At 71.7% G+C, this 13,223-nt stretch carries 12 protein-coding genes and 1 tRNA gene; 12 read left to right on the top strand and 1 reads right to left on the bottom strand.

Features of this window, described 5'->3' with window-relative positions; translation table 11 throughout:
* Positions 1 to 205: 205 nt before the first annotated feature.
* Both ABIH81_RS27025 and ABIH81_RS27020 read left to right on the top strand, forming a co-directional pair.
* Positions 206 to 1,936, top strand: a complete 1,731-nt coding sequence (locus ABIH81_RS27025; RefSeq protein ID WP_349877710.1) for a CTP synthase — start codon at positions 206 to 208, stop codon at positions 1,934 to 1,936.
* Positions 1,937 to 1,970: 34 nt separating this feature from the next.
* Positions 1,971 to 2,576, top strand: a complete 606-nt coding sequence (locus ABIH81_RS27020) for an NUDIX hydrolase (RefSeq protein WP_349877708.1) — start codon at positions 1,971 to 1,973, stop codon at positions 2,574 to 2,576.
* A 63-nt stretch (positions 2,577 to 2,639) separates the two neighbouring features.
* On the opposite strand, the gene ABIH81_RS27015 is transcribed toward ABIH81_RS27020, so the two are convergent.
* On the bottom strand, positions 2,640 to 2,891 hold the full coding sequence (locus ABIH81_RS27015; protein ID WP_172967806.1) for a TM2 domain-containing protein: 252 nt from the start codon (positions 2,889 to 2,891) through the stop codon (positions 2,640 to 2,642).
* Positions 2,892 to 3,179: 288 nt separating this feature from the next.
* Here ABIH81_RS27015 and ald point away from each other — a divergent pair, with 288 nt between their 5' ends.
* From ald to ABIH81_RS26965, 10 genes are all read left to right on the top strand, one after another.
* Entirely contained in the window at positions 3,180 to 4,295 is a 1,116-nt protein-coding gene (gene ald, locus ABIH81_RS27010; RefSeq protein ID WP_349877707.1) for an alanine dehydrogenase, read from the top strand.
* Positions 4,296 to 4,306: 11 nt separating this feature from the next.
* Entirely contained in the window at positions 4,307 to 5,278 is a 972-nt protein-coding gene (locus ABIH81_RS27005) for a site-specific tyrosine recombinase XerD (protein WP_349877705.1), read from the top strand.
* Positions 5,279 to 5,472: 194 nt separating this feature from the next.
* Positions 5,473 to 6,396 (top strand): AAA family ATPase, encoded by a 924-nt coding sequence (locus tag ABIH81_RS27000; protein ID WP_013285595.1) that lies wholly within the window; start codon positions 5,473 to 5,475, stop codon positions 6,394 to 6,396.
* Between the two features lie 41 nt (positions 6,397 to 6,437).
* Complete coding sequence (locus ABIH81_RS26995; RefSeq protein ID WP_349877703.1) at positions 6,438 to 7,436, top strand: segregation/condensation protein A; 999 nt, start codon at positions 6,438 to 6,440, stop codon at positions 7,434 to 7,436.
* A 4-nt stretch (positions 7,437 to 7,440) separates the two neighbouring features.
* Positions 7,441 to 8,337, top strand: coding sequence for an SMC-Scp complex subunit ScpB (gene scpB, locus ABIH81_RS26990; protein WP_349877702.1), 897 nt, complete (start codon positions 7,441 to 7,443; stop codon positions 8,335 to 8,337).
* Complete coding sequence (locus ABIH81_RS26985; RefSeq protein WP_349877700.1) at positions 8,324 to 9,094, top strand: pseudouridine synthase; 771 nt, start codon at positions 8,324 to 8,326, stop codon at positions 9,092 to 9,094. The genes scpB and ABIH81_RS26985 overlap by 14 nt, the downstream gene beginning before the upstream one ends.
* Before the next feature lie 171 nt (positions 9,095 to 9,265).
* Positions 9,266 to 9,946 carry a (d)CMP kinase gene (gene cmk / locus ABIH81_RS26980; protein WP_349877698.1) on the top strand — a complete coding sequence of 227 codons (681 nt, stop codon included), beginning with the start codon at positions 9,266 to 9,268 and terminating at the stop codon, positions 9,944 to 9,946.
* Positions 9,947 to 9,966: 20 nt separating this feature from the next.
* Positions 9,967 to 11,349, top strand: a complete 1,383-nt coding sequence (der, locus tag ABIH81_RS26975; RefSeq protein ID WP_349881212.1) for a ribosome biogenesis GTPase Der — start codon at positions 9,967 to 9,969, stop codon at positions 11,347 to 11,349.
* A gap of 148 nt (positions 11,350 to 11,497) precedes the next feature.
* Positions 11,498 to 11,571: transfer RNA gene (locus ABIH81_RS26970), tRNA-Pro, on the top strand.
* Positions 11,572 to 11,825: 254 nt separating this feature from the next.
* The gene (locus ABIH81_RS26965; protein WP_334467090.1) at positions 11,826 to 13,061 is read left to right on the top strand and encodes a hypothetical protein; all 1,236 of its coding nucleotides are present in this window, start codon (positions 11,826 to 11,828) and stop codon (positions 13,059 to 13,061) included.
* Positions 13,062 to 13,223: the final 162 nt, after the last annotated feature.

The raw sequence follows: 13,223 nt of genomic DNA, 5'->3' as shown, positions 1-13,223 counted from the left end.
GTCGATCAAGGGCCCTGACGGGGCCGGAAGGGCGCCGCGCGAGCGCCGGGGGAGGGCCGGATACGGCCTCACGTGCGCCGACAGCGGGTGCGACGCCGGCTCACGGTCCGGATGGTGTTACCGTGGAATCCCGTGGATCGCGTGATCACTCTGCTGATCGGCACGGCGGTTCGCACGACCGCTACGGACGACACGGGAGCAGGCCTTGGCCCCTACAGCACGGACGACCAGGCACATTTTCGTCACCGGGGGCGTCGCCTCCTCGCTGGGTAAGGGCCTCACCGCCTCCAGCCTCGGCAGTCTGCTGACCGCGCGCGGACTGCGCGTGGTGATGCAGAAGCTCGACCCGTACCTGAACGTCGACCCCGGCACGATGAACCCGTTCCAGCACGGCGAGGTCTTCGTCACCGAGGACGGCGCCGAGACCGACCTCGACGTCGGCCACTACGAGCGGTTCCTCGACCGGGACCTCTCCGGCAAGGCGAACGTCACCACCGGCCAGATCTACTCGGCGGTGATCGCCAAGGAACGGCGCGGGGAGTACCTCGGCGACACGGTGCAGGTCATTCCGCACATCACCAACGAGATCAAGGCCCGGATCCTCGGCATGGCCGACCCGGACGCCGACGGCCAGGTGCCCGACGTGGTGATCACCGAGGTCGGCGGCACGGTCGGCGACATCGAGTCGCTGCCGTTCCTGGAGTCGATCCGGCAGATCCGCCACGACCTGGGCCGGGACAACTGCTTCTACCTGCACGTGTCGCTGGTGCCGTACCTGGCGCCGTCGGGTGAGCTGAAGACCAAGCCGACCCAGCACTCGGTGGCGCAGCTGCGCAGCATCGGCATCCAGCCCGACGCGCTGGTGCTGCGCTGCGACCGGGAGATCCCGGAGAAGGTCAAGGAGAAGCTGTCGCTGTACTGCGACGTCGACCGGGAGGCGGTCACCGCCGCACCGGACGCGCCGAGCATCTACGACATCCCGAAGGTGCTGCACCGCGAGGGCCTCGACGCGTACGTGGTGCGCCGGCTCGGCCTGTCGTTCCGCGACGTGGACTGGACCCGCTGGGACGACCTGCTGGAGCGGGTGCACCAGCCCCGGCACACGATCACCGTCGCGCTCGTCGGCAAGTACGTCGACCTGCCCGACGCGTACCTGTCGGTGAGCGAGGCGATCCGGGCGGCCGGGTTCGGCCACCGCGCCCGGGTGCAGCTCAAGTGGGTGCCCAGCGACGACTGCGTGACCGCGGCGGGCGCCGCCGCCGCGCTGTCCGGCGTCGACGGCATCGTGATCCCCGGCGGCTTCGGCGTGCGCGGCATCGAGGGCAAGGTCGGCACCGCCCGGTACGCGCGGGAGAACGGCATCCCGCTGCTCGGCCTCTGCCTCGGCCTGCAGTGCATGACCATCGAGGTGGCCCGCCACCTGGCCAACCTCGACGGGGCGAACTCGCTGGAGTTCGACGAGGAGGCGGTGCACCCGGTCATCGCCACCATGGCCGACCAGGAGGACATCGTCGCCGGGCGCGGTGACCTGGGCGGCACCATGCGGCTCGGTGCGTACCCGGCGAAGCTGGCCGAGGGCTCGATCGTCGCCGAGGCGTACGGCAGCACCGAGGTCAGCGAGCGGCACCGGCACCGGTACGAGGTGAACAACGCCTACCGCGACCAGCTCACCAAGGCCGGCCTGACCATCTCCGGCACCTCGCCGGACGGGCGGCTGGTCGAGTTCGTCGAGCTGGACCGCAACCTGCACCCCTTCTTCGTGGCCACCCAGGCGCACCCGGAGCTGAAGAGCCGGCCCACCCGGCCGCACCCGCTGTTCGCCGCGTTCGTCGGCGCCGCCGTGGCGTACTCGCAGGCCGGCCAGCTGCCGGTGGACCTGGACGGCGCGTCGAAGAAGGCCGGCCGCGGCGGTGGCGCGAAGGCGTCCGCGAAGTGAGCGGCCGGTCCGCGCGAGCGTGCGGGGAGGCGGTGTGAGCGGCGTCGAGCACCGGTACGAGGTGACCGGCCGCCGCGAGATCTGGTCCGGCCGGATCTTCTCCGTGGTCAGCGACGACGTCACCATGCCCGGTGGCGGCACCGCGACCCGCGACTACGTGCGGCACGTCGGCGCGGTCGCCGTGGTGGCGCTCGACGACGCCGGTCGGGTGGTGCTGATCCGCCAGTACCGGCATCCGGTCGGCCGGCACCTGTGGGAGCTGCCCGCCGGGCTGATGGACGTCGGCGGCGAGGATCTGGCCGCCGCCGCGCTGCGGGAGCTGGCCGAGGAGGCGGACCTGACCGCCGGGCGCGTCGACGTGCTCGTCGACCTGCACAGCTCGCCCGGCTTCGCCGACGAGGTGGTCCGGGTCTTCCTGGCCCGCGACCTGGCCGACGTGCCGGCCGGCCAGCGGCACGACCGGCACGACGAGGAGGCCGACCTCCAGGTGGTCCGCGTGGACCTGGACGAGGCGGTGGGGATGGTGCTGGCCGGCGAGATCACCAACGCGTCCTGCGTGGCCGGGCTGCTCGCCGCCGCCCGCGCCCGCGACACCGGCTTCACCGAGCTGCGCCGCCCGGAGGCGCCGCTGCCGCGCTGATCCGCAGACGACGAGGGGCCGCCCGGCGCACTGCGCCGGGCGGCCCCTTCCGTGCGCCGGTGGTCAGTCGCGCAGCGGGCGTCCCTGCCCGTCGACACCGCCGTTGACCAGGATCAGGATGCCGTCGATGGTGCCCCAGAGCGCGCCGAAGCCACAGGTCACGACGCTCACCACGAGCTGGAGCACGCCGGTCTTGGTGTCGCCCATGTAGAACCGCCCGGCGCCGAAGAAGCCGAGCAGAATGCCGAGTACACCCGCGACGACCTTGCTCTTGTCCGAGACGCCCTGCGGGTACTGCTGATAAGGAGTGGTCATGAGCGGACACAATAGTGATCGGTTCACGTCCTGTCGGCCTCGCGGCTCAGCCGATGGGAAGATGTCATCGAACTTTGTCCTGTCGGCGGATGGCGTCTCCACCGGGCAGTCCGGGGCATGCCTGACACACCGTCAGGACCAGCGGGCACCGGATGTCACAGTGTCGCCGTCCGTGGGCTTCCCACGGGCCTAGACTGCCGCCGGCGGGACAGGAGGACCGCGCCGGCAACGGAGCCGGCGCGGCCAGGCAGTCGGGGGTGAGCCGCCCCGGAGGAAGGTGTCTGCATCGTGAAGGTCGGAATCCCCCGCGAGGTCAAGAACCACGAGTACCGGGTGGCGATCACGCCCGCCGGCGTCCACGAGTTCACCCGCCACGGCCACGAGGTCTTCGTGGAGGCAGGCGCCGGAGTCGGTTCCAGCATCACCGACGACGAGTTCGCCGCCGCCGGCGCGAAGATCCTGGCCACCGCCGACGAGGTGTGGGACACCGCCGAGCTGGTGCTCAAGGTCAAGGAGCCGATCGCCGAGGAGTACCACCGGATGCGCGAGGGGCAGGTGCTGTTCACGTACCTGCACCTGGCCGCGTCCCGCGAGTGCACCGACGCGCTGGTCGACCGGAAGGTCACCGGCATCGCGTACGAGACGGTCGAGCTGCCCGACCGGTCGCTGCCGCTGCTCGCCCCGATGTCCGAGGTGGCTGGCCGGCTCGCCCCGCAGGTGGGCGCCTTCTACATGATGCGTACCGGCGGCGGGCGGGGCGTGCTGCCCGGCGGCGTCTCCGGCGTGTACGCGGCCAAGACCGTGGTCATCGGCGCGGGCGTGTCCGGCCTGAACGCCGCCGCCATCGCGCTCGGCCTGCAGTCCGAGGTGCTGCTGCTGGACAAGAACGTGGCCCGGCTGCGCTCCGCCGACGCCATCTACCGGGGCCACCTGCAGACCGTCGCCTCCAACGCGTACGAGATCGAGCGGGCCGTGCTCGACGCGGACCTGGTCATCGGCGCGGTGCTGGTGCCCGGCGCGAAGGCCCCGAAGCTCATCTCCAACGAGCTGGTCTCCCGGATGAAGCCGGGCAGCGTCCTCGTCGACATCGCCATCGACCAGGGCGGCTGCTTCGAGGACTCGCGCCCGACCACGCACGCCGACCCGGTCTACAAGGTCCACGACTCGATCTTCTACTGCGTGGCGAACATGCCCGGCGCGGTGCCGAACACCAGCACCTACGCGCTGACGAACGTCACCCTGCCGTACGCCCTCGAACTGGCCAACCAGGGCTGGCAGGCGGCGCTGCGCAACGACCCGGCGCTGGCCCTGGGCCTGAACACCCACGCCGGCAAGGTCGTCTACGGCCCGGTCGCCGAGGCGCACGGCATGGACGTGCTGCCGCTGGACGAGGTGCTGAGCTGACCGAAGCCGCAGTGCGCAGGGCCGGCGCGGAACCCGCGCCGGCCCTGCGCCGTGCGGTCCGGACCTACCTGGACCACCTCACCGTCGAGCGTGGGCTGTCCGCGAACACGCTCGCCTCGTACCGCCGGGACCTGGACCGCTACCTCGCCACGCTGGCCGAGGCCGGGGTGGACGACCTGGCCGCCGCCGGGCCGGCGCAGGTCGAGGCCCACCTGGCCCGGCTGCGCGCGGGCGACGACGACCACCCGCCGCTCGCCGTCTCCTCCGCCGCCCGCGCGGCCAGCGCGGTACGCGGCCTGCACCGCTTCGCGCTGCGCGAGGGACTCGCAGGCGCCGACCCCAGCCGCGACGTCCGCCCGCCCGCGCCGCCGCGCCGGCTGCCCCGGGCGCTGCCCGTGGACGCGGTCCTGCGGCTGCTGGAGGCCGCCGGCCTGCCCGGCGCCACCGGCGACGCCGCCGCCCGCGCGCTGCGCGACCGGGCGCTCCTGGAGTTCCTGTACGGCACCGGCGCGCGTATCTCCGAGGCGGTCGGCGCCGCAGTCGACGACCTCGACCTGGACGCCGGCACCGTGCTGCTGCGCGGCAAGGGCGGCCGGACCCGGCTGGTCCCGGTCGGCGGGTACGCGGCCGACGCGCTGCGCGCCTGGCTGGTCCGGGGCCGCCCGGCGCTGCTCGCCGCCGGGCGCGGCACCCACGCGGTGTTCGTCAACGCACGCGGCGGCCCGCTCACCCGGCAGGGCGCCTGGGCCGTGCTGCGCACCGCCGCCGCCCGCGCCGGCCTGCCGGTCGACGGACCCGACGCGGTCTCGCCGCACACGCTGCGCCACTCGTACGCCACCCACCTGCTCGACGGCGGCGCGGACGTGCGCGTGGTGCAGGAACTGCTCGGCCACGCCTCGGTGACCACCACCCAGGTCTACACGCTGGTGACTGTGGAGCGGCTGCGCGAGGTGTACGCGACAGCGCATCCGCGCGCCCGCTGAGCGCCTGCGTCGTGAGGCCCTGCTGACGGGCGGCCGACACGCCGACCCGCTACCGAACGCGCTGCTGGCCGGTGGCGTACAGTCGGCATCGGCGCGGGCCTCCAGGTGCGACGGACCGGGGGTGCGCAGCGGCGCCGCGAGGGACGTCGGACGGCTCCGACGCCGGGTGGTCGTCGGGAGGGGGCAACGAGGACATGGCAGGAAACGGTGACCGTGCCGAGACCTGGACGTCGGAGCTCCGTGAGCAGCAGGCGACGCTCGGTGCCGATCTCGGCCCTGCCGACCCGGCCGCGTACACCATGCGCAAGCCGATCCCCGAACCCATGCCGACCGACCGGCACGGCCCGGCGCGGATCATCGCGATGGCCAACCAGAAGGGCGGCGTCGGCAAGACCACGACGACCATCAACCTGGGCGCGGCCCTGGCCGAGTACGGCCGCAAGGTGCTGCTCGTCGACTTCGACCCGCAGGGCGCCCTCTCCGTCGGGCTGGGCGTCAACCCGCACAACCTGGACCTGTCGGTCTACAACCTGCTGATGCAGGACGACGTCACCGCCGAGGACGTCCTGATCAAGACCGACGTGGCCGGGCTGCACCTGCTGCCCGCCAACATCGACCTCTCCGCCGCCGAGATCCAGCTGGTCAACGAGGTCGCCCGGGAGATGGCCCTGGCGCGGGTGCTGCGCACCATCCGCAAGGAGTACGACTTCATCCTGATCGACTGCCAGCCCTCGCTGGGCCTGCTGGCGATCAACGCGCTCACCGTCGCGCACGGCGTGCTCATCCCGCTGGAGTGCGAGTTCTTCAGCCTGCGCGGTGTGGCGCTGCTGCTGGACACCATCGACAAGGTGCGCGAGCGGCTCAACTTCGACCTGGAGCTCGAAGGCATCCTCGCCACCATGTACGACAGCCGCACCACCCACTGCCGCCAGGTGCTGCAGCGGGTGGTCGAGGCGTTCGGCGACAAGGTCTACCAGACCGTCATCACCAAGACGGTGAAGTTCCCCGAGTCCACGGTGGCCGGTGCCCCGATCACCACCCTCGACCCGGCCTCCTCCGGCGCGCGCAACTACCGGCAGCTCGCGCGGGAGGTCATCGCCGCCCAGGCGGACCGGTAGGGCGCACGCCGGCCGCCCGCCGCGTCGTCTACGGTTTCCCGGTGACCGCACCGCCCCTCGACCCGCCGCACGGCCCCGGCGACCCCGCCGTCGCCGCGGAGACGGCCGCCGAGGTCGACGGTGTGGTGCCCGCCGACCCGGGCGCCGGCGAGCAGGCGAGTGGCTTCACGGTCCGGCTGGACAACTTCACCGGCCCGTTCGACCTGCTGCTCCAGCTGATCAGCAAGCACAAGCTGGACGTCACCGAGGTCGCGCTGCACAAGGTCACCGACGAGTTCATCGCGTACCTGCGCGCCATGGGCGACCAGTGGGACCTGGACGAGACGAGCGAGTTCCTGCTCGTCGCGGCCACGCTGCTCGACCTGAAGGCGGCCCGGCTGCTGCCCTCGGCCGAGGTCGAGGACGAGGAGGACCTGGCGCTGCTGGAGGCGCGGGATCTGCTTTTCGCCCGGCTGCTGCAGTACAAGGCGTACAAGGAGGCCGCCGCGCACATCGCCGAACTGGAGGCGGTCGGCGGCCGGCGCTATCCGCGGGCGGTCACCCTCGAACCGCGGTACGCCGAGGCGCTGCCCGACCTGGTGCTCGGCATCGGTCCGGAGCGGTTGCGCAAGCTCGCGGTCAAGGCGATGAGCCCGAAGCCGGTGCCCGAGGTGTCCATCGCGCACGTGCACATGGTCCGGGTCAGCGTCCGCGAACACGCCGGCATCATCGCCGACCGGCTGCGCCGCGCCGGGGTCGCCACGTTCTCGCTGCTCTGCGCCGACTGCGAGATGACGCTCGAGGTGGTGGCCCGGTTCCTGGCGCTGCTGGAGCTGTACCGGCAGGGGCTTGTCGCGTTCGTGCAGGAGCAGGCGCTGGAGGAACTGACCGTCCGCTGGACCGGCCCGGCCGACGGGGAGGCCGAGCTGACGGTCGACGAGTACGCCGGCACCCCCGAACCCACCACCACGTCCACCCCCGCCGCGCCCAGCGATGCCGCCGCATCCGACGCCGTCGTGCCCACCGACATGGCGGACGAACCCGCACCGACGCAGGAGTGAACGGATGAGCGACGAGGAACGCCGCGACTCCCTGGCCGACCAGGCCGCCGCCTGGGTGCCCCCGTGGGAGCGTCCCGCCCCGCCCAGGCCCGCCCCGGACGACTCCGACGCGGCACCGGAGCCGTCAGCAGATCTTGGAAACGAAGGGCCCTCAGAGGGGCCGAATCCTTCCAAGATCGCCGCAGCCACATCCGCCACGCCGGATCTTGGTACGGGGGCGCCCCCTGATGGGCGGGACCGTACCAAGATCTCGGGAGAGAGCGGGACGGGCGACGATGCCGCGCAGGGCGTCGGCGTACCCCCGAAGCGGGGACGGCGGCGGGCCGCGCCGGAACCGCCGCCCGCGCCCGTCCTGGACGACGCGGAGCTGCGCGGCGCCCTGGAGGCGATCCTGCTCGTGGTCGACCAGCCGGTCAGCGAGCTGACCCTGGCCGAGGTCCTCGAACAGGCCCCCGAGCGGGTCGGCGCGATGCTCGACGAGATCGCCGCCGGCTACACCGCGGCCGGGCACGGTTTCGAGCTGCGCCGGGCCGCGGGTGGCTGGCGTCTCTACACCCGGCCGGAATACGCGACGTACGTGGAACGGTTCGTGCTGGACGGGCAGTCCGTGCGGCTGACCCAGGCCGCGCTGGAGACCCTCGCCGTGGTCGCCTACCGGCAGCCGGTGACCCGTTCGCGCATCTCGGCCATCCGGGGTGTGAACTGCGACGGGGTGCTCCGTACCCTGGTGGGTCGCGGCCTGGTCGAGGAGTGCGGCACCGAAGCGGACAGCGGCGCCTACCTCTACCGGACCACCACCATGTTCCTGGAGAAGCTGGGGCTGAACTCGGTGGACGAACTGCCGCCGCTCGCCCCGTTCCTCCCCGACGACGTAGAAGAGTTTGCCGATGCGACGCGATGACCGTGCCCCGAAGCCCGACGCCCCCGTGTACGAGGGCGCCGAGCGCCTCCAGAAGGTGCTCGCCGCCGCGGGGGTGGGTTCCCGGCGCGCCTGCGAGGATCTGATCTTCCGGCGGCGGGTGACAGTGAACGGGCGGGTGGCGCAACTCGGTGACAAGGCCGACCCGGCGCGCGACGTGATCGTCGTCGACGGGGAGCGGCTCCAGGCCGACGTCCGCCTGGTCTACGTGGCGATGAACAAGCCGCGCGGCGTGGTCACCACCATGGCCGACGAGAAGGGCCGCACCGAGCTCGCCGACTTCATCGGCGCGCGGCTGGAGCAGCGGGTCTACCACGTCGGGCGACTGGACGCCGACAGCGAGGGCCTGCTCCTGCTCACCAACGACGGCACCCTCGCCCACAAGCTCATGCACCCGTCGTACGAGGTTCTCAAGACCTACCTCGCCGAGGTAGCCGGGCCGATCCCGCGCAACCTGGGCAAGCGGCTGACCGCCGGCGTCGAGCTGGAGGACGGGCCGGTGAAGGTCGACGGGTTCAAGCTGGTCGACACGTTGGGCAAAACCGCCCAGGTGGAGCTGACCCTGCACGAGGGGCGCAAGCACATCGTCCGGCGCCTGATGGCCGAGGTGGGACACCCGGTGTCCCGTCTGATCCGTACCTCGATCGGTCCGATCAAGCTAGGCGACCTGCGCACCGGGCGGCTGCGGCGGCTGACCAACGCGGAGGTCGCCGCCCTGTTCAAGACCGTGGGTGACTGACCCCGACGATCGGGGTACGGCTCCCGGTAGGCTTCGACGCGGTCCGCGGGCCGGCACCACGCCGGTCCGGCGGGACGCCCGCGCGGCGCGGGCATGATTGAAGACAGAACATCCGCTCAACGGCGCCTGACAACCGGGCGACCCGCGAGGTACGGGCTGAGGAGGACAACGGTGGAGGAAAACGTACCGGCCGGGCGATGCGTGGTCGCTGTGGACGGGCCGTCCGGTTCGGGGAAGTCCACCGTGTCGCGGCGACTGGCGACGGGCATCGGCGCCCGCTACCTCGACACCGGCGCCATGTACCGGGCGCTGACCTGGGCGGTTCTGCGCTCCGGCGTGGAACTCACCGACACCGAGTCGGTCGCGAAGGTCGCCGCCGAGGCCGACCTCCGCATCGGCACCGACCCCCAGGGGTACGCCGTGACTGTCGACGGCACCGACGTGTCCACCGCCATCCGCGGCGCCGAGGTGACCAAGGCGGTGTCCGCGGTGTCCGCCGTCGCCGCCGTACGCGAACTGCTGGTGGACCGGCAGCGGCGGTTGATCGCCGACGCGGGCCGGATCGTGGTCGAAGGCCGGGACATCGGTTCGGTGGTCGCGCCGGACGCGGACCTGAAGGTGTACCTGACCGCCTCCGAGGCGGCGCGCGCGAAGCGGCGCAGCGCCGAGGACGCCGCCGACGTCGCGGCGACCGCCGCCGACCTGGCCCGCCGGGACCGGCTCGACTCGACCCGCAAGGTCAACCCGCTCCAGCAGGCACCCGACGCGGTGGTGCTGGACACCACCGAGCTGGGCATCGACGAGGTCGTGGCGCGGCTGCGGGAGATGCTCACGGAGCGGGGTGTCGCGTGAGCGAGGACTTCGAAGGCTGGGTGGAGTTGCGCGAGCCGGAGGTCGACTCCGGTGAGCCGACCGGCCCGCAGCCCGTCGTGGCAGTGGTCGGCCGCCCCAACGTCGGCAAGTCCACGCTGGTCAACCGCATCATCGGCCGCCGGCAGGCGGTCGTGGAGGACATCCCGGGCGTGACCCGGGACCGCGTGCCCTACGACGCGCAGTGGAACGGCCGGGCCTTCACCGTGGTGGACACCGGCGGCTGGGAGCCCGACGCCAAGGACCGGGCCGCGGCCATCGCAGCCCAGGCCGAGATCGCGGTGGGCACCGCCGACGTGGTGCTGTTCGTGGTGGACGCCATGGTCGGCTCGACCGACGTGGACGAGGCCGCGGTGAAGATGCTGCGCCGTAGCGCCAAGCCGGTGATCCTGGTCGCCAACAAGGCCGACAACACCACCATCGAGATGGAGGCGACCTCACTGTGGTCGCTCGGCCTCGGTGAGCCGTTCCCGGTCTCGGCGCTGCACGGCCGTGGTTCCGGCGACCTGCTCGACGCCATCCTGGACGCGCTGCCCGAGGCGCCGAAGATCGTGGAGAACCGGCCGCGCGGCCCGCGCCGGGTGGCACTCGTCGGTCGCCCCAACGTCGGCAAGTCCAGCCTGCTCAACCGCTTCTCCGGCGAGGAGCGGGCGGTCGTCGACTCGGTGGCCGGCACCACAGTCGACCCGGTCGACAGCCTGGTCGAGATCGGCGGCGAGACGTGGCAGCTGGTCGACACCGCCGGCCTGCGCAAGCGGGTCGGCAAGGCCAGCGGCACCGAGTACTACGCCAGCCTGCGTACCGCCTCGGCGATCGAGGCGGCCGAGGTCGCCGTGGTGCTGATCGACTCCAGCGAGGTGATCAGCGAGCAGGACCAGCGGATCCTCACCATGGTGGTCGAGTCCGGCCGGGCGCTCGTCATCGCGTTCAACAAGTGGGACCTGGTCGACGGCGACCGCCGCTACTACCTGGACAAGGAGATCGACCGGGAGCTGCGCCGCATCCCCTGGGCGATCCGGCTGAACCTGTCCGCGAAGACCGGCCGCGCCGTCGACAAGCTCGCGCCCGCGCTACGCAGGGCGCTGGCGAGCTGGGAGACGCGCATCCCGACCGCGCAGCTCAACCAGTGGCTCACCGCGCTGGTCCAGGCCACCCCGCATCCGGTACGCGGCGGACGCGCGCCACGCATCCTGTTCGCCACCCAGGCCGGGGCGGCGCCGCCGCGGTTCGTGCTGTTCACCACCGGTCCGCTGGACGCCGGCTACCAGCGCTTCGTCGAGCGCAAGCTCCGCGAGGAGTTCGGCTTCGAGGGCAGCCCGATCGAGATCTCGGTACGCCCGCGCAAGAAGCTCGGCCCCGGCGGCCGGGGCAAGGCCCACGGCTGACCCGGCCGCTTTGCCGCTTTGCCGCGCCACACCCTCCTAGGACGCTCTAGGGGGTGTGGCGCGCGGCGCGGGAGGGGCCTCTGCGCACGGTGCGAAGATCCTGCGCTAAGCTGTACCGGCTGCCGCGGGGGAGACCTGGCGGGGGCATCGGGACGTGGCGCAGCTTGGTAGCGCACTTGACTGGGGGTCAAGGGGTCGTCGGTTCGAATCCGGCCGTCCCGACAGGTTGACCTGGGGAGATGAAGATCTTCTCCGGTAACGGCGGTAACATCCGGTAACGGATGATCTTTGTTGGGGGTAACCGCGTGCATGGCTGGCCGCCGGCATGCTCGGCTTGGAACGCTCTGACCTGCCGCTTCTTCTGCGTTTGTGGATGAGGCGGCATTTTGGTCTCTTGATTCCGCGTCAAGCGCTGCAGATGCTGCTGGCTGTCGCTTCGCCGGGCGGCTCGGCGGTTCTGCTGGATAGCAGGGTTGATGGCTGGCCGCCGCGTCGTGCTGGGTGAGCTGACGGGTGGACCGGTGTCGGATCCGTCGGCCGTTGTGTCGTGGTATGAACGTGCCGTGCCGATCACCGTTGATGATGATCTGTTGAATCGTGCGGGTGAGCTGAAGCAGCAGTTGGTGGCGTTCTCGCAGCAGCGACGTTATGACCGGGCGTTCGATGATGTGCTGGCGGACCAGCACGACGGGCGCGTTGCACTCGATGAGCACGCTTTGATGATCCTCTGGGACTACTTCGTCCTGGAGCATCGGCTGCGTAACGGCCGGACGGTGGTGGAGCAGTTCGTCGCCGCGCACCCGGACTTGTCCGAGCCGGAGCGTCAGATGCTGCTCGGGTGGCGGGACGTGGTGCAGGGGCCGTTCGAGGTGCAGGGACGCGACGGGGCGGCGTTGATCGTGGTGAACCTCGTGGATGAGTTGACCTACCGAGTGCGTTCCAACATGGGGTCATCGGTGTTCCGGCGTACGCCGCGTCGGTCGTTCCTGCTCGCTCGGCTGGTGGCGGTGGGCCAGGAGTGGATGATCAGTGGCCCGATGAACGTGTGGCGGCCGCAGGAGCGAGACGTCGCCTACCAGATGGCGTTGGAGATGTCGCTGCGTGCACCGGAGGCGGTGTACCGGAACCCGGAGAAGCTGGCCCAAGCGTGGGAGCTGCAACGTCAGGATCGGGACCGGTTCGTGCGGTTCTTCGGCGGCGACCTGGTGGTGGTGCCCGGTGATGAGGTCGCCGAGCGGATGGCCGACTACCACGCGTTCTGCCGTGCGGAGGTGGTGGCCACGTCGCGGGCTTCCGAGCGGGCCGTACAGAAGGCACCGATGTTTGAGTTGCCGCCGGATGTGGTGGACGCGGAGACAGTGGGGATGATCTACGACGAAGTCGACGGGTTGGGTTTCTACGCCGAGTTCGGGCTGGTGGAGGCGGCGTTCGCGAATCCGGACCTGCTGCGCCGACGCCGCCACCGGGAGCACACGCTGGCGTACCTGCAGGAAGACAGCGTCGGCCCGCTGGTGCTGCTGCGGCTGGCCGCGCGTGATCCCGAGCGGGCCAGTGTGGTGTTCCGGCGGCTGCTGAAGAAGCCGCGTTTCGACTGGACCCGCGACGGGGAGGAACTTCTCCGCGCACACAAGCCGGAGCACTTCCGACGGGCGCCGCGACCGCGGGTCAGCCCGGTCAGCGAGCGGCTGGCCGCGTACGCCCGCCGTCGCTGAGGCGCCGTCGGGTGCTGCGCCAGGTCCACTCGGGCCTGGGCCGGGCAGGGAACGGCGTGAGGCCGAGGTGGCGCCGGTAGGCGGCGTGGATCCAGGCGGTGACAGTTTACGACGTGAACGCCAGGCCGGCGAGGTGACCTCGCCTGCGCCGTCCGGGCCTTG

It is taken from the genome of Micromonospora sp. HUAS YX12, from assembly GCF_040215685.1.
In the GTDB taxonomy this organism is placed as follows: Bacteria; Actinomycetota; Actinomycetes; order Mycobacteriales; family Micromonosporaceae; genus Micromonospora; species Micromonospora tulbaghiae.
This window is presented reverse-complemented; position numbering and strand designations above follow the sequence as displayed.